General features: G+C 34.8%; 17 protein-coding genes. 10 read left to right on the top strand and 7 right to left on the bottom strand.

Annotation, left to right across the window (positions count from 1 at the left end; all coding sequences use genetic code 11):
* Window positions 1–178: 178 nt before the first annotated feature.
* Together ASG21_RS11740 and fucP are read right to left on the bottom strand one after the other, a co-directional pair.
* Window positions 179–1,819 carry an altronate dehydratase family protein gene (locus ASG21_RS11740; RefSeq protein ID WP_056080096.1) on the bottom strand — a complete coding sequence of 547 codons (1,641 nt, stop codon included), beginning with the start codon at window positions 1,817–1,819 and terminating at the stop codon, window positions 179–181.
* A 124-nt stretch (window positions 1,820–1,943) separates the two neighbouring features.
* On the bottom strand, window positions 1,944–3,221 hold the full coding sequence (gene fucP / locus ASG21_RS11735) for an L-fucose:H+ symporter permease (RefSeq protein ID WP_056080094.1): 1,278 nt from the start codon (window positions 3,219–3,221) through the stop codon (window positions 1,944–1,946).
* A gap of 257 nt (window positions 3,222–3,478) precedes the next feature.
* On the opposite strand from fucP, the gene ASG21_RS11730 reads away from it, so the two are divergent.
* The 5 genes from ASG21_RS11730 (at window position 3,479) to ASG21_RS11710 (ending at window position 8,599) form a co-directional block, all read left to right on the top strand.
* The gene (locus ASG21_RS11730) at window positions 3,479–3,913 is read left to right on the top strand and encodes an SRPBCC domain-containing protein (protein WP_056080091.1); all 435 of its coding nucleotides are present in this window, start codon (window positions 3,479–3,481) and stop codon (window positions 3,911–3,913) included.
* Window positions 3,914–3,960: 47 nt separating this feature from the next.
* Entirely contained in the window at window positions 3,961–4,455 is a 495-nt protein-coding gene (locus ASG21_RS11725; protein WP_056080088.1) for a hypothetical protein, read from the top strand.
* Window positions 4,456–4,565: 110 nt separating this feature from the next.
* Window positions 4,566–5,717, top strand: coding sequence for an ABC transporter ATP-binding protein (locus ASG21_RS11720; RefSeq protein ID WP_056080086.1), 1,152 nt, complete (start codon window positions 4,566–4,568; stop codon window positions 5,715–5,717).
* Window positions 5,718–5,739: 22 nt separating this feature from the next.
* Entirely contained in the window at window positions 5,740–7,617 is a 1,878-nt protein-coding gene (locus ASG21_RS11715; RefSeq protein WP_056080083.1) for a hypothetical protein, read from the top strand.
* 76 nt (window positions 7,618–7,693) lie between these two features.
* A complete protein-coding gene (locus ASG21_RS11710; RefSeq protein WP_056080080.1) occupies window positions 7,694–8,599 on the top strand; it encodes a WYL domain-containing protein in 906 nt (301 codons plus the stop codon).
* A gap of 22 nt (window positions 8,600–8,621) precedes the next feature.
* Here ASG21_RS11710 and ASG21_RS11705 read toward each other — a convergent pair whose 3' ends face one another.
* The 3 genes from ASG21_RS11705 to ASG21_RS11695 are packed head-to-tail and all read right to left on the bottom strand — an operon-like array spanning window position 8,622 to window position 11,605.
* The gene (locus tag ASG21_RS11705; RefSeq protein ID WP_056080077.1) at window positions 8,622–9,680 is read right to left on the bottom strand and encodes a hypothetical protein; all 1,059 of its coding nucleotides are present in this window, start codon (window positions 9,678–9,680) and stop codon (window positions 8,622–8,624) included.
* A gap of 38 nt (window positions 9,681–9,718) precedes the next feature.
* Window positions 9,719–10,573 (bottom strand): ATP-binding protein, encoded by an 855-nt coding sequence (locus tag ASG21_RS20440; protein WP_056080074.1) that lies wholly within the window; start codon window positions 10,571–10,573, stop codon window positions 9,719–9,721.
* A gap of 18 nt (window positions 10,574–10,591) precedes the next feature.
* Window positions 10,592–11,605 (bottom strand): hypothetical protein, encoded by a 1,014-nt coding sequence (locus tag ASG21_RS11695; RefSeq protein WP_056080071.1) that lies wholly within the window; start codon window positions 11,603–11,605, stop codon window positions 10,592–10,594.
* Window positions 11,606–11,788: 183 nt separating this feature from the next.
* Between ASG21_RS11695 and ASG21_RS11690 the strand changes: the two genes are divergently transcribed.
* The 5 genes from ASG21_RS11690 to ASG21_RS11670 all read left to right on the top strand — a co-directional run bounded on the left by ASG21_RS11690 (window position 11,789) and on the right by ASG21_RS11670 (window position 14,225).
* Window positions 11,789–12,394 (top strand): DUF2911 domain-containing protein, encoded by a 606-nt coding sequence (locus tag ASG21_RS11690; RefSeq protein ID WP_056080068.1) that lies wholly within the window; start codon window positions 11,789–11,791, stop codon window positions 12,392–12,394.
* Between the two features lie 17 nt (window positions 12,395–12,411).
* A complete protein-coding gene (locus ASG21_RS11685) occupies window positions 12,412–12,942 on the top strand; it encodes a GNAT family N-acetyltransferase (RefSeq protein WP_056080065.1) in 531 nt (176 codons plus the stop codon).
* 165 nt (window positions 12,943–13,107) lie between these two features.
* Complete coding sequence (locus tag ASG21_RS11680; protein WP_056080062.1) at window positions 13,108–13,476, top strand: cupin domain-containing protein; 369 nt, start codon at window positions 13,108–13,110, stop codon at window positions 13,474–13,476.
* Between the two features lie 2 nt (window positions 13,477–13,478).
* The gene (locus ASG21_RS11675) at window positions 13,479–13,706 is read left to right on the top strand and encodes a hypothetical protein (RefSeq protein ID WP_056080059.1); all 228 of its coding nucleotides are present in this window, start codon (window positions 13,479–13,481) and stop codon (window positions 13,704–13,706) included.
* 141 nt (window positions 13,707–13,847) lie between these two features.
* Window positions 13,848–14,225, top strand: a complete 378-nt coding sequence (locus ASG21_RS11670; RefSeq protein WP_056080056.1) for a PEGA domain-containing protein — start codon at window positions 13,848–13,850, stop codon at window positions 14,223–14,225.
* Window positions 14,226–14,264: 39 nt separating this feature from the next.
* Here the strand turns inward: ASG21_RS11670 and ASG21_RS11665 are convergent, their stop codons facing one another.
* Window positions 14,265–15,008: a dienelactone hydrolase family protein gene (locus ASG21_RS11665; RefSeq protein ID WP_056080054.1), complete on the bottom strand. Its 744-nt coding sequence runs from the start codon at window positions 15,006–15,008 to the stop codon at window positions 14,265–14,267.
* Between the two features lie 60 nt (window positions 15,009–15,068).
* Window positions 15,069–16,047 (bottom strand): hypothetical protein (locus tag ASG21_RS11660; RefSeq protein ID WP_185113727.1); only part of this gene is annotated, 979 nt, incomplete at its 5' end.

Genomic DNA, 16,047 nt, shown 5'->3' with positions numbered 1-16,047 from the left:
GCAAAGATTTTCTTAACTACTAACCGCTTTTAAGTTCGCAAAGGCGTTTCACTTAGCTAAGATTCTGAAGGTGTTGTTGTAGATAATTTACCATATAATATTTTCAAGCTTAAGCGACTTGTCGCAACCCTTTGCTCCTTTAATTTTCACATTGAAAGTAAATCTTTGCGTTTAAAATTTACAAGCTTACCCCTCGTTTCCAAGGAATAAAATCATCCTGATTCAACGCGACCGCTTTAGGAATAATATTTCCACTTGCCACATCAATACAGAAATCCAAAATATCTTCCCCCATTTCCTGAATGGTTTTTTCGCCACGAACAACTGCACCTGTATCAATATCAATAATATCCGACATTTTCGTAGCTAAAACTGTATTGGTCGCCACTTTGATCACCGGACAAACCGGATTTCCAGTCGGCGTTCCAAGTCCTGTGGTAAACAGAATCAAAGTCGCTCCAGAAGCGGCTTTTCCCGTGGTTGCTTCCACATCATTTCCAGGCGTGCAGACTAAACTTAATCCCGGTTTTGTTGCTGGCTCAGTATAATCTAAAACATCTACAACAGGGGAGGAACCTCCTTTTTTTGCTGCTCCTGCAGATTTGATGGCATCGGTAATAAGTCCGTCTTTAATATTTCCGGGAGATGGATTCATGTAAAATCCTGAACCGACAGCGTGCGCCAGTTCATCATATTCGGTCATCAGCCTGATGAATTTTTCTGCGGTGGGCTGATCTACAGCCCTGTCAATCAATTCCTGTTCGGCTCCACACAATTCAGGGAACTCGGCAAGTAAGACTTTTGCTCCCAAAACGGAGAGAATATCGGCAAGATGTCCGACCGCCGGATTAGCTGATATGCCACTGAAACCATCGCTTCCGCCACATTTAACACCAACACAGAGTTTGCTGATCGGTGCATCTTCACGCTCGATTGTATTAATTTCCTGAAGACCTTTCAGTGTTTCAAAAATCGTATTTTTGATCATAGTTTCTTCACTGACCGCTTTCTGCTGTTCAAAAACGAGTAAAGGTTTATCAAAATCAGGATTGCGGTTATACAAATCCCGTTTGAAATTATCTATTTGAAGATGCTGACAGCCGAGGCTTAACAAAGTTACTCCTGCCACATTGGGATGATCTGCGTAAGCTGCCAAAAGTTTGCTCAGGGAATCCGAATCCTGCCTTGTTCCGCCGCAACCGCCGGTGTGATTCAGAAATTTGATGCCGTCTACATTTTTAAAAACTCTTTCTTTCGAGGGAATATTGGATGGTGAAAAATCAATTTCATCCAAATTTTCTCCAGCCGAAATTGCCTCTACCAATTGTTGCGTGTAATCTTTGTATTTTGCATCGACAGCATATCCCAAACTGTCATACAGAGATTCTTTAATGATATCAAGATTACGGTTTTCACAGAAAACGGTAGGGATAAAAAGCCAGTAATTGGCCGTTCCCACATCACCATTTGAACGGTAATATCCTTTAAATGTTTTATGCAAAAATCTGGAAACATCAGGTTTTGTCCACTGATAATCCACATCACGGTAGTAAAACGGATCAGCCGCATGCTTTGTGTTATCCACCGTCATTCTCGTTCCTGATGCCAGATCATATTGAACTTTCCCTACCAAAACACCATACATAAAGATTTCGTCGCCCTGTTTCATATCATGCATAAAGAACTTATGTTTGGCAGGGATGGCTTCTAAAGTAGTGTATGTATTTCCTTTAAAGACAATTTCAGTTTCCGCAGGGATATCCTGAAGCGCGACTAAAACGTTGTCTTTCGGATTTATTTTTAAAATTAAATTGCTCATTTTTAGTTAAAATTGAATGTCTGCTGTGTTGTTTTTTGAACACAAAGTTCTCTAAGTTTTTTTCTAATTACTGTTTTTTAGTTTCACAAAGGCGTTTCACTTAACCAAGATCATAGATATCTTTTTATGAAGACTTTTTATTTCTGAATCGTAATGAAAACAGAAATACAATGATAAAACAGAGTAGAGGGAGTGCATAAGAAAAATGAATATTCCCTGAAATATCTGTAATCTTGCTCGCAAGCGGTGGAATGATTGCGCCTCCGACAATCGACATAATCAGTAAGCTTGAAGCGGGTTTTGTATCTGATCCTGCACCTTCAATTCCCAAAGCAAAAATCGTCGGGAACATGATAGACATAAAGAATGTCAAGCCAACAAGAGCATACAGTGTCGAAATTCCTGATCCGAAGATGACCCAAACCGTAAGAGCAATGCTGATTATACTGTAAACTCTTAAGAGTTTTTGTGGCGAAATATATTTCATCAGAAAAGTACCTGCAAAACGGCCGACCATAAATAAAAATCCTGCTATGCCAGCGTAATATTTAGCTTCCTGACCTTTCATATCAATAGCATCTTCGGCAAAAACCAAAAGGAAACTGAAGATGTAAATCTGTGCACCAATGTAAAAAAACTGTGCTAAAACTCCCCATCCCACATTTTTCACGCCTAAAACCTGAAAGTAGTTCTTTGTAGATTTCTCATCGCTTTCCGTCACATCAGGCAGTTTGATGAAGAGAAACAGAAACATGACCAATAAAAGAATTAGTCCTAAAATAATGTAAGGTTCTTTTACCAGCGAAGTTTCAGCCTGAATGTAAGCTAATTTTGCTGCCTGACTGAGCGTCGCAAGCTCTTCCTGCGATTTTGGTTCTTCACTCAATATAAAAATTCCGCCAACGATTGGAGCAATTGAAGCCGCCAAACCGTTGAAAGACTGTGCAAAGTTCAGTCTGTGCGTGGCTTTTTCAGGCGGTCCCAAAACGGTGATGTACGGATTAGCTGCCGTCTCTAAAATGGCAAGACCACATGACAGAACGAATAAAGCTCCAAGAAAAAACGGGTAACTCACGGTATTGGCCGCAGGAACAAACAGAAAACATCCTGCTGCAAAGAAGAATAATCCGACCAGAATTCCTGTTTTGTAACCATATTTCTGAATGATCATCCCTGCCGGAATTGCCAATAAAAAGTATGCGGCAAAAACTGCAGAATCTACTAACGAAGCCTGAAAATGATTTAACTGAAATGCACTTCGCAAATGTTTAATCAGAATAGGATCGAGGTTGTGAATAAATCCCCAGAAGAAAAACAAACTTGTGATCAGAATGAGCGGCAAACCATAATTTCTCTTTTTTGAGGAAGAAGAAATGGAGTTTCCTGAATTGGTGTTGTTCATTGATTGGGTTTGTTTTTATTGTTTAATCATCACAGAAAGTAATCGGTTGCACAATGTTTAGATCAAACAATTTTATTTGCTGTTTAAAATCTGAAACTTTCTACTTTTTAAAAGTATAATATTTTTTCGAATAAAAAATGAATGGGGCAGGATAGTACAAGATAGTAGAAGTTTACTGAAAGTTGTTGATGATTTTATACTAAATTTTAATTTATATAATTAAACTCATTTTTTTATATTTAGATTAAATTAAAAATATGTCAACTCAAAACTTTTCTTATTCATTCTCAACTTCAAAATCTCCGGAGGAAGTTTATGAAATTCTTATTAATCCAAAAAATTGGTGGATCGGTTTGCATAATGAAATCATTACAGGAAAATCAGAGAATGTAAATGATGAATTCAGTTTCAGTGCAGGAAATGGAGCTTACAATTCGGTTCAAAAATTAGAAGAAATAATTTTAAATGAAAAAATAATTTGGGAAGTAATTGAGAGCAACCTGACATTCTTGAAAGAAACTGACGAGTGGACAGGAACAAAAATAAGTTTCGGCATATCAAAAGAAAATGACAAAACCAAAATCACTTTCACGCATGACGGACTGATTCCAGAATTTGAGTGTTATGCTGGTTGCACGGGTGCTTGGTCACAATATTTAGAAAATTTAGATCAAAAATTAAACCGTCAATAAATCGTATCACAGAAAATAATTAACTTAGAATTACAAAAAACACAAGTATGGAATATCATGCTATCGCAGAAAAATACACCGATTTTAAAGTAACAAAAGACGGAAAGCCGATCGGACAGCTGAATTACACAAGCTGGTTTAAATTCAGTGCAGAAATTGAAATTACAAATTCAAAATATCAGGTGGAACCAAAAGGTTTTTGGGGAACGACGGTAGAAGTGCTGGATGGAAAAAAAGTTATTTTACAGTTTACAATGAATTGGGACGGCAACATCGTAATGAATATTTATTTCGATGATATTGAGAAAAATTACACTTTCAGTCATAAAGGTTTTTTCAGGGAATCATTCGTGCTTACTGATGAAAAAGGAAGCGAACTTTTAATGATGAAACCCCATGTACAATGGCGAAGCTTGAATTATGAATATCAAATCTACACTTCGGAAATTCTGGAAACATTTGAAGAAAAAAATATTTTGCTGCTGATTTCTCTGCACTGCGCCAACTATTACATGTCTATGATGACGGGAATGGGCGTTTGAGTCAACTATTGGTATCTAAGTGCTGAAACATTTTGATTAAATTTTCTCTCTGTAAATTGATATATTTTGCTTCTGAATTTTAATTATATTCGTTTAATTAAAATAGCCAAATGACGAGACATCAACAGCGTGTGAACGAAGTTCAGCATTTCTTTGACAATAAAGATACCGTTTTGGGATTCAGAAAACTGCTCGACTGCGCCATGGATACGCAAAACATGGAGATTTACAGTGAAGCAATCGAGCTTACAGACTGGAAAGAAAAATTCCCAACCTACACCGACGAACTGATTGAAAAATCTAAAATTCTCCTCGCTAAAATTGAAAAAATTCCCGTGCAGGAGCATTTGACAGAAAAATCTGTGCTTCGGGCGAGAAATATTTTAAAATCCTACGGCAGCAACAGATTTTCCCTTGGTCCGGTTTCTATGGAAATCAATAAAGGGCAGGTCTACGGTCTCGTGGGAGAAAACGGAAATGGAAAGACTACGTTGCTACGAATTTTAGCTAAAGAAATATCTTTTAATGAAGGTGATTTGAATTATTCATTTAATACCGAACCGAAAGATGATTTCGATCTTTGTACAAAGCTGGTTTACATCCCCCAACGAACGGAAAAATGGTACGGTAGTCTGAAGGATAATCTGAAATTTGTCCTGTCCAACTACGGCGTAAAACCTGAAGAAAACGAAATCCGGACGCTGATGATGATAGCCCGCCTCGGACTTTGGAATTACAAACATTTGAAGTGGAGCGAACTGTCGTCGGGCTACAAAATGCGTTTCGAACTTGCAAGAACACTGCTCAGACAACCCGAAATTCTGCTTTTGGATGAACCGTTGGCGAATCTTGATGTTTTGGCGCAACAGGTGATTCTGGAAGATTTAAAATCGATTGCCAACTCCGTCAACAATCCGATAGCTTTGATTTTGAGTTCGCAGCAATTGTATGAAGTGGAAAAAGTTTCAGACAAGGTTATCTTCCTGAAAAACGGTCAGTACAAAGACAATTCTGAACTTAATAATGCTGAAAATGATGGTTTGATTATAGAAATCGACACTCAGAGTTCCAGAGAAAATCTGCTGGATGTTTTCAACGCATTTAATTTAGAAAAACTGAATTTTAACGGTGGTGTTTATGTTGCGTATTTCTCGGCAGATACCGAGTTTTATGATGTAATGTCAGCCTTGGGAAATGCCAAAACCGACATTGTTTACATCCGGAATATTTCATCTTCAACCAGACGGTTTTTCGTTAATTAGTCCATCATTAATTTAAATTACAATGCAAAAAATAAATCAATTCAATCAATATCTGCTTGAGAAATATCCGACCATTTGGAATACCAAAATTGTCTGGATGCTTTCGGCGGGTATTATAGTTCATATCTTATTTTTTATTATCGGTTATGTTTCGCACGTCAATCCAAAATCATTGCAGACATCGAATGTTACAGACGATTACTTCCGTGACGGAATTATTCTGATCCATCTTATCATTTCTATTCTGATGATCGTCGGATGGCTGATTATGATGTTTAAAAACAATGCTTTCAAGAATTTTTACCCAAATTCCAAAGGAAAACTCTTCTCTCAGTTCTTCCAGTATTTTGTAATTATTTTTGTCTGCACCACTTTTTATTTCCCGTACATGATTGGTTTCAGAATGTACATCAACAATAAATATCCTGATGCCGAGATGAAAAAGAACATCGAAACCATCAACCTTGGTAAGGCTTTCTTAAGTCAGGATCTGGAATTATATACACTGGATAACCGTATCGCGCCTAAACCTTTTGAGAATTTGTTTTGCGAGACAGACATCAAGAAAATCGACCGTTCCAAAAAGTATCATGTCTATTACAACCGAGTATATCAGTTTAATACGGTTTACTCGAAAACTTCATACAAAAAAGACAGTTACAGTGAATTTATTGTCCCTGAGCCGGAGAGATCTCAGAAAATAGAAGCAATCTATTCTGAGCGAAACGGCGGCAAATCTGAAACATTTTATTTCAAGAAAGACGTTGTAGATATGTCTTCCTATATCAAATCTGACGGCATCAGTTTCTACAATTTCTCCGATTTGTTTTATGAATACGAAAACAGAATCAGCGATTACAGAAATATCCGCTATTACGAAGATGATAGTGCTGATAATAGATTTACAGAACTTAAAAAGAAAAAAGCCGAAATCAACAGAAAAACGGCAGAGCTTTTAGATAAAAACAATGCAGCTGAAATCGAAAAATTACTGTCACAGTTCCTGAAAATTTCGAGTCAGTTTGCCATTGAAAATAATCTGGAAGCAAAGCAGTGGACTAAAATGGTTTATGCACCGACAGATTTTAAAGTCCGGTACTTTATCAAAAAATACAGACCGTTGAAAGGACAGGAATATGATCCTGATAATTCTGAATATTATGATGAAGTTGCTGTAACAGCCGATTCCGCGGTGAGTGTTGTAGACGCTGATGCAGCTATTGTGAACAGAGAAGGCGAAATTGTCAACGACAGCATTCTGGTCAGAGATTTCAATCCAGAGATCAGTTCACAAATTTCTCCCGAAGATTATTTTAAGAAAAACACAACCGAATATTACTATTACTCGAACAACCTGAAGGACTTTCTCACCAGCGTTGACGATGTAAAATCTTACGATTTTTTCTCAGAAAATATTCACATTTATCTCTGGATTGCGTTTTTCTTATCGACCGTTGTTTTCAGCTTTAGAATTACAGGTTTAAAATCGCTGCTGTTCAGCATTATTTCTGCCGGACTTTTGGTTTTGGCAGTCACTCTGATAACGGTTTTATACGCCGTTTCAGTTTCAGGAAAAGAAGAGTTTTTTGTGTCTTATGTCGGTTTACTGATAGGCATTTTTGTACTTTCGATCCCGATTTTTGCGATGAATAAATTCAACAAACTCATCACATCTATCTTCGTTAATATTTCACTGAACGGGTTTGTACTTTTTGTACTTCTGATTTTCGGAATCATTACTTTTCATCAGAGGGAAGCATGCACAGAAATCAACGGATATTGCGAAACCATTATCGATACGTTAGGTTTCGGACTGAGCTACATCTTATTAATTTGCGGATTTCTGTTTGTGTTTTTCTACACAAAAATCCTGCTGAAGTGGAAAGCAAGACCGGAATAATTTTAATCTAAACTTGTAAGTTTCTTATGAGGTTTTTGCTTTAATATTTTAAATTTGCAATTAGCAACATCAATATATGAACAGAAGATTTTTGAGACTCACAATGTTGGTTAGAACTATTTTAGAAAATAACGGGAAGCTGACTTTTAAAGACATTTGCATAATAGTCTTAAAAAAGTTTGAAGTTTATTCCGGCAATTTAAATTTAGAATTGAAAAAATATAGTTCCTCGACTTTTGAGAAAGACAAAACGGCAATCTTTGATTTGTGGAAAATAGAGATTAAATGCGATAATTATAATAGATATTCCATACATGATGTTTCAGAAAGCATCTTCCAGAATGATTTGATGAACTCTGCAATATTTTTAGCTTCATTAAATTCTGATATGTTACTTCCAGGATTCGTCATTCCAGAAACAAGACAAAATACAGGAATAGATTATTTTCATGTGATTTCTGAGGCAATTGAAGCGAAGAAGAAGCTTAAAATTTCTTATTTCGATTATATTTCACAAAATAAGAAAGAGAAAATTATCAATCCGTACCGATTGAAACAGAAAGATTTTAAATGGTATGTTTTAGCTGATGATGAGAAAGATCCTGCAATTCCTTTCAAAAGTTATGCATTAGAAAGAATCAGAAAAATAGAAGAAGCTGGAAGATTTCGACCTCAAAATATTGATTTTGAAACGCCATACAAAAATGCTATGGGAATGTTTACAAATGGAGAACCGGAAAAAATGATTCTGGAATATGATTTACGTGATGGAAATTACCTGAAAGCCAATCCCATTCATCAATCCCAAACAATTGTTTCTGAAAACAAAGAAAACATTCAGTTTGAATTTTTTGTAAAACCCAACGAAGATTTTCTTATGGAATTGATGAAAAGATCTTGGTCTCTAAAAATTATTGAACCGATTTCCCTGAAGGAAAAAATAAGGAGTTACTGGGAAAGGGCTTTGGAGAGGAATGGATGAAATTTTAATTTAGTGATTTTATTTATTGGATGATTATTTCATTCGAATATTTCTCTACTAATTTATTATGCCATTCACTAAAAAGTTCACGCTGTTTAAAAAACCAATGGTTTGTAATTTGATATTCAGTTCCATTAGAGTCCTTAAAAAAGTCCTTAGAATAATATCTTTCTTTTTTTTCTTCAGATTTATTTTGTAATACTGCGTAATCTAATCCGAAAAAGTCCTTACATATTACTTTGTCTAAAAGTATTGGTAAAATTACCATATCCAAATTCAGCTCTTTAATTTCAGCTAATTTCCCAAAGATAAATTCTTTATTTTTTGATAAAAATTCATCGCTTTTAATAATAGCAGTTTCTGACAGTTTTTCTTCTTTTTTTTCTTCCGCTAAAATTTCCTTTCTCACTTCTATAAATGAAATTTTTTTCTCATCAATCATTTTTTTTGCTATGTCATGATATTCTTGTGTAACATTCTGGATATTTAATCCTTTTGGTAATAAATGATTAGGATTATAAAGTTCAATGCATAAAGCTTTAATTAAATTTTTAATCTCAGAATTACGTTTATCTTGGTGTTCGGGTTTATCCATAATATAATTGAGATAATCAGGAATAATTACAATGTTCCACAATGAACTGAAATATAATGGATTTGTAACTTCTCCCCAAACGTGAGAAATTGTATAATTTATTATGTGGCTATAACTTCCAGAACTTATAAGATGAGATGTATATTCGTGAATTTTTTTCACCAAAGTCTGATTTCCTGTTCCATCAAAAAACACTGAAATAGAAGTATCTCTATGAATTAAATTATTTTCAATAAGTTTTTGTGCATTATTTTTATACTTATTATTTTTTGCGCCAACTTTTTTACCATCTGAATAATAAACCCCACCAAGTTTTCGTGAAAAACGTACTGGTAGCTTTTCTTTTTTTTCAATAATGTTGAGCATTTCAGCTGCACGTTTCTCCACAAATTCAGGTTTGATAAATAAACAAGATTCCACAAAATATTCCTTAAAATCTTTGTTTTGAGTTTCAACCATATTAATAAGTTTGTCAGTTCCATTCATGCTATTTCAATTTTTACAAATATATATCAATTCACCCACTAAAGAAAACTCCTATCCAAATCCAACACATTCCCAAAGCGGTTTCTGAAATAAAACTCCTTTTTATACAGAACAGCTGTTTCAGATTTTGAAATCTCAAATTTTACAAACTTCTTCCCAAAATAATTATGTTTTGAAAGTTTAATCAGATCTAAGTGTTTCTCAAAGTTTTTTTCAAGATGATTTTTTAAGGCACTGCAGGTTTCAAAAAGTTTTTCATTTCCGTCTTCAATGCTGAAATTTTCGTCTTGTCCGAAAATAATTGTTCCCTTTCCTGAATTGAGAAATGCGCAAACTGTTTCCAAAATTATATCAACACTGTTTTTTAAATTATATTTTAAAAACTCAATTTCTTCGACATTTCGGTTTTGTAAACTTTCAAGCAATTTCTTCCCAATCGCAGTATTGAAAGGAATTTCTATATTGTATTTTTCATTTCTTTTAAAATTAATTTTCAATAGATGATAATATTTTTTCTCTGTACTTCGACCAATTTGCTGTTTACGCTGATCGGTTTTAGACAAATCAAAATGTGCATCAAGCAGATAATGTTTATCTTTTTTATCAGCAATTCCAAAACATTTAAAATCTTCATTAATTCGCATTTGAATTGACAATCCTCGGTTAAATTTCTCAGGATTTTGATAGATAATTTTTCCATTTTCTGTAGTTATAATTTCACTTTCACCGTGCAATATTTCTATAGCTGCGTCGTAATATTCAAAAGCTTTATTTCTGGCTTCAGGAATATCAAGATCAGTGAATATTTTCTGGTGTAAGATCTTTAGTCCAACACTGTTCTCAACAAATTGGGTTGTCACTACATAACTGATTAGAGGGTTTTGTGCGTGCATAAGATTATTTTTTTGCTGTTATAAAATGTCTAATAAGATTCTTAATTCCGGATTAATGTATTCGTAATCTAAAATCTCACAAAGCAATGTATCTTCACTCGCTTCAGTAACACCGAGATTTGAACGGAAATATACTTTACCTGTTTTAGCGTGTATAATGCTTTCTCTGTCATTATTAATCTGTTCAAAAACCATGTAAATTTTATCTTCAATTTCTACTCGCGTAAAAAAAGTTAGCGGCTTTTTAGAAGGATACATTTTTTCGAAAAAGCGCAGATATTTACATGTTGTTTTCTTATTTTTAAAAGGAAAAAAAACATATTTTAAACCTTTGGAATTCACCAGAGAAAGATAGATTCTTTCAAACTCAAAATATTTTTCTGTCGTTATAATTTCTTTTTCAAAAGCATTATCGTCACGGTAAAATACTTCTTTGGCTTCATGTGTTTTTTCTAATTTGTTGAAGTGTTTTTCAGAAACCAAATCTTCAAGTTCAGCATAAACAATTTGATTTGCAGGGTTAAAAGTTTTCAGCAGTCTTCGCTCAGCAGATAGAGAAATAAAATAATTTGCATTTCTAAATTCAAAAATAGAATAAGATCTTTTCATATGCGGAATATCAATATCGCCGTGATAACTAAGACGAATAGAAAGAAAACCGTAGAAATTCAGTGTTTCATCTGCTTTTCTTTCGTTTGTCTGATTGATGACTGCATCTTTTCGGATATAATCATTAAAGTGATAAGTGATTTTACATTCAGAAAGTTTTTTGAAATTTAAAATTTGATTGTCTTTATGATAAAAACTTTCTTCCAAAGTCGTTATTTGCTTAAGGTCGGTAGAATTTGCATTTTCAAAGTCAAATATCTGAATGACATTTTTCTCTAAAGCATCATTTACAATCTTTGATAAATAATGTAAGGCCTCCTGTCTTGCAACAAGTAAATTTTCATTTTTAAATATTTGTGTCTCGTAACCAAGCATCAGATGTAACATTGGTGGCACTATTACAGTGTAATTAAAATCATTCATAACTTATTTTTCTAATTATTTTGCAAAGTAATGTGGCGCGACTGTCAAAAACTGGCAGTCTCAAATTTTATTTTCATTTAAATATAATTTCATTTAAATCAATATTTATTTTAACAAATTTTATCAGACTCAAGAACCAATTTCTCCTATCCATTTTGTAATTTTAGCAAAATTTAAAATAAAGTGAAAAAATTATTATTCGCAGTTTGCATATCAGCGTCTGCTTTCAGTTTTGCACAGGATTATTCGGTACCGGCAGCGAGTCCGCGTCAGAAAGTGGAACAGCAGTTTTCAATGTCTAAAATCACCATCGATTACGGAAGACCAGGCGTGAAAGGAAGAAAAATCTTTGGAGAACTGGTTCCTTACGGACAGGTTTGGAGAGCGGGTGCGAACTCATCTACAAAAATCACCTTCGGTCAGGCAGTGAATTTCGGCGGAAAAATGGTTCCTGCAGGAACTTACGGATTGTTCATCGTACCAACAGAAAAAGACTGGAAAGTAATTTTGAACAAAGACTTCCAGCAGTGGGGTGCTTATACGTATGACGCTAAAAACGATGTGGTAGACGTAACTGTACCTGTAAATAAATTGGCTGACAAACAGGAGTGGTTTGAAATTACCATCAATCCAACAGACGAAAACTCAGGAAATCTCGTGATTAAATGGGATATGGCTCAGGCTGAAGTCGCTTTGAAGCCGGCAAAACCTGATGCAGTTACCAAAATTGCTGAGAAATTAAAGGAAATCAAAAAAATAGAAGCTGACGCTGCCAAAACAAAAAGTTAAGAATAAAATTTCTAAAGATGAATTTTTCTATTCAGCCTGTTTTGGAAAACGGAGAATACCAATTAATCCCCTTGCAGCAAGGGGATTTTGAGTTGTTGTATGAGGTGGCTTCCAATCCGAAAGTCTGGGAGCAACATCCCAATAAAGACCGTTACAAAAGAGAAATGTTTGAAAACTTTTTTAAAGGTGCAATGGAAAGTCAGGGCGCTTTTAAAATTGTAGAAAAGTCAACCGGAAATATTTTGGGAAGTTCGCGTTTCTATGATTTTGATGAAGCTAAAAACAGCATTTTCATTGGCTATACTTTTTACGGAACCTATTCGTGGGGAAAAGGCATTAATCCGCAGATTAAAAAACTGATGATGGATTACATTTTCCAGTTTGTTGATACAGTCTATTTTCATATCGGAAAAGAGAATTTCCGGTCTCAGATTGCTTTGGAAAGATTGGGGGGAAAGAAAATTGCTGAAGAAGAAATTGCCTATTTCGGAGAACCTACACGAACTAATTTTGTATACGAAATTAAAAAGGAAAATCATTTTAGTTAAAATCATTTCACGCAGATTTTGCTGATGGAGCAAACTCCAGATTTAAAAATTTGTTAAGTATAATTTTGTTAAACAACTGTAGCTTTAGAAGTAGAACGGCTTTATGAAACTTAAAACAGAATTATTTTAAAAATCTTTCGTGAACTTTGCGTTCAAAAATAAATTATGAAAAAATATAAAATCCAGAAATCTCCTTTTGTCGTTCCTACTAACGACGGCAAACTGATCGAAGAACAGTGGGGAAATTCCACCCAAACGCCCAACATTTCTATTGCCCACATGATAGCGCCGGCGAACTGGAGCGAGCCGCATCAGACTCCGGAATTCGATGAATTTACCGTAATTATTTCAGGTAAAAAGAAATTCGAAATCGATGGCGAAGAGGTTATTTTAGAGAAAGGGCAGAGTATTATGATAGAAAAAGGAGCAAGAGTACGGTACAGCAATCCGTTTGCGGAGACATGTGAATACATTGCGATCTGCCTCCCAGCATTTTCGATGGAATTGGTGAATAGAGAACAGGAAAATAATTAATTATGGGATTACAGATATGTCCGAAATGTAAGGAAAAGTCATTCACATGGTTTATCGGCGGAAAATTCCCTCTACCAACATGGAGCTGTTTCGATTGTGACTATGAAGCAAAAGAAATTGAGAGTGATAAGCAAACTTGCGAAAATTGTGGAGAGATTGCGAAAATAAGATTACAGGATAAAGAAAATGAATATGGCTGGTGTTCCAATTGCAATACAATCAGTGAATAATAAAAAATCTAAAGATGGAGATAGCTAGTTTATCAATGTTTTAAAATATCATTTTAAATATTTAATAAATTAATTTTCGCTTCAATTTAAATCTTAATTTCATGAATTATTTCATTAAGTTTGCCGCACTAAAAAATATACATGAAACAATTTTTATCGTATGGATTATTGCTGGCTTTGGCAATTTCCACAACGTCATGCGCAACGATTCTGACGGGTACAAAAGACAAGATTTCTTTTACTTCAACACCGGAAGGGGCAAAAGTTTTTCATAAAGGTGTTGAAAAATGTACAACGCCTTGCGAAAAAGAAATCCCGAGATCTTTGAGCAGGCAGACTGTAACTTTCGCAAAAGAAGGTTTTGTATCTCAGGAAGTTAAGCTTACGAAAACTTTCAACGCAGTTTCATTGGTCAACATTCTTATCGGTGGAGCAATCGGAGTGGGAATAGATGCAGCGACGGGTTCTTTAACCAAATATTCTCCAAAATCTGTTACCGCAGAGTTGGTGACAAAATAGAAAAAAGCAGTGTAGAAGTTAACTACGCTGCTTTTTAATTTATTTCAAAATTTCCTTCAGAAACATCAGGGTGTGATTCCACGCTCTCTTTGCCATTACGGGATTGTAATCTGCTGATTTTGGATCTGTAAAAGTATGTTTTGAATTGGCGTATGTAATGATTTGCCAATCCGCTTTCCCATCATTCATTTCTTTAACCAGATTGTTGTAGTCCTCAGGCGTTACTCCTTTATCTTCCGCAGGATTTTCCACTAAGATTTTAGTTGAAATGGCTTCGTTCGGTCTCGACTGATCTTTTCCAAGACTGCCATGAATGGAAACAACTCCTACCACCGGCAGTTTTCCCCTCGCAGATTCCAAAGCACCGGTACCTCCGAAACAGTAGCCGATTACGGCTATTTTTTCAGGAATGGCTCCGTTTTTCTTTAACTGTTCCAGAGCCAGGGAAATTCTTTTCTGATAAGCAGCAAAATCTTTTTTATAAAACCCAGCTGTTTTTGCCGCTGATTCATTGTCGGTCGGCACATTTCCTTCCCCATAAATGTCAGCTATAAATGCTACATAACCTTGTTTTTCTAAATCTGCAGCGGCGGTTTTTGCTTCGTCATCAATACCTTTCCAGGCCGGAAGAATAAGAACTCCCGGTAGTTTTTTTCCTGCATTTGAAGTGACCAGACCGTTGAGTTTTTGTGAACCGTCCTGATAGGTAACTTTTTTAAGATTCTGACTGAAAACCGTTGACGAAGTGAGTAGAAGAATGGACGAAATAAGTAAATGTTTCATATAATTTTTTTTAGGTGAATAATTACGTAATGCGTATGCAAATGTTACGCTAAAAAAATCCTATCTGTTTAAATTTTCACTGGTAATCAGTTTGTCAATATTTTCATTGAAATTCGCTTTTGTAATTCCCGAAACTTTTTCCAGTGTTTTAAAGTAATTGTCCTGATTTTCACCGTCGAATTTTCCACAGTTTAAAAGTTCCAAAACACCACTGAAGCCTTTTTCTTTTTCAATTTTTTTAATGATCAGTGCATTGATAAGATTTTCAGTATATTTTGGGGTTGAAGGAAGGCTGAAATTTTCTTTTGTACCATACAGCGACAGCCAATCTGTTTTTTGAGAGACTAGATAAGTGCTTTTAAACTGAAGCCATATCTGTTCCCATTTATAAAAAGGATCTCCATCGTTGATATATGAATAGCCTTCTAAAACAGGCATGTACAGATTCTTTATTGGATATTTCTCAGTAATCCTCGCTTTCCATAAGGTGCCAAAAGAAAAGTCCTCCAGCATTCCCTTCTCTGTAGCAACAATCATGGTACTTTGATTATTATCTCTTGCCAATTCTACTCCCAGAAAAAAAATATTTGGGGAATCATCTCTCTTATAATCAATTCCCAAGAGCCCGTAAGCATTGAAAATATCATCAATACAATACACTTTAGTGGGAATTTTCTGTTCTTTTAAATTACAACTCAGTTTATTGTTTTTTGCAATAAAATCTCTCAGATTTTTTTCATCAATCTCCTTTTCAGAATAAAAACTGTAGTTTTCAATGGTTTTTAATTTCCAGTGGGTCAGATTGTTTTTAATTGTTGACGATACAAGATATTTACTGTTAATTTCCTGTAGTATGATTTCAATTTTTGCTACAGAATTTTTTATTTCCTTGTCCTCAAAATAGCAATTCAGCCGTATTGTAAAATTATCTTTGTTACCCGCTTCAACAGACGTAACCTCGTACATCAGAGTGTAATTGTTGATGAATACTTTACTGTTCTGCAGTTTTCTAAGCTCATTCAAAAACAACCATGTTTCC

The organism is Chryseobacterium sp. Leaf394 (assembly GCF_001424105.1).
In the GTDB taxonomy this organism is placed as follows: Bacteria; Bacteroidota; Bacteroidia; order Flavobacteriales; family Weeksellaceae; genus Chryseobacterium.
The sequence above is the reverse complement of the archived record's forward strand: the minus strand, read 5'-3'. Positions and strand labels throughout refer to the sequence as shown.

Excerpts from the sequence above, each read along its gene's own strand:
- ASG21_RS11740 (WP_056080096.1), bottom strand. The coding sequence starts at position 1,819 with ATGAGCAATTTAATTTTAAAAATAAATCCGAAAGACAACGTTTTAGTC.
- fucP (WP_056080094.1), bottom strand. The coding sequence starts at position 3,221 with ATGAACAACACCAATTCAGGAAACTCCATTTCTTCTTCCTCAAAAAAG.
- ASG21_RS11730 (WP_056080091.1), top strand. The coding sequence starts at position 3,479 with ATGTCAACTCAAAACTTTTCTTATTCATTCTCAACTTCAAAATCTCCG.
- ASG21_RS11725 (WP_056080088.1), top strand. The coding sequence starts at position 3,961 with ATGGAATATCATGCTATCGCAGAAAAATACACCGATTTTAAAGTAACA.
- ASG21_RS11720 (WP_056080086.1), top strand. The coding sequence starts at position 4,566 with ATGACGAGACATCAACAGCGTGTGAACGAAGTTCAGCATTTCTTTGAC.
- ASG21_RS11715 (WP_056080083.1), top strand. The coding sequence starts at position 5,740 with ATGCAAAAAATAAATCAATTCAATCAATATCTGCTTGAGAAATATCCG.
- ASG21_RS11710 (WP_056080080.1), top strand. The coding sequence starts at position 7,694 with ATGAACAGAAGATTTTTGAGACTCACAATGTTGGTTAGAACTATTTTA.
- ASG21_RS11705 (WP_056080077.1), bottom strand. The coding sequence starts at position 9,680 with ATGAATGGAACTGACAAACTTATTAATATGGTTGAAACTCAAAACAAA.
- ASG21_RS20440 (WP_056080074.1), bottom strand. The coding sequence starts at position 10,573 with ATGCACGCACAAAACCCTCTAATCAGTTATGTAGTGACAACCCAATTT.
- ASG21_RS11695 (WP_056080071.1), bottom strand. The coding sequence starts at position 11,605 with ATGAATGATTTTAATTACACTGTAATAGTGCCACCAATGTTACATCTG.
- ASG21_RS11685 (WP_056080065.1), top strand. The coding sequence starts at position 12,412 with ATGAATTTTTCTATTCAGCCTGTTTTGGAAAACGGAGAATACCAATTA.
- ASG21_RS11680 (WP_056080062.1), top strand. The coding sequence starts at position 13,108 with ATGAAAAAATATAAAATCCAGAAATCTCCTTTTGTCGTTCCTACTAAC.
- ASG21_RS11675 (WP_056080059.1), top strand. The coding sequence starts at position 13,479 with ATGGGATTACAGATATGTCCGAAATGTAAGGAAAAGTCATTCACATGG.
- ASG21_RS11670 (WP_056080056.1), top strand. The coding sequence starts at position 13,848 with ATGAAACAATTTTTATCGTATGGATTATTGCTGGCTTTGGCAATTTCC.
- ASG21_RS11665 (WP_056080054.1), bottom strand. The coding sequence starts at position 15,008 with ATGAAACATTTACTTATTTCGTCCATTCTTCTACTCACTTCGTCAACG.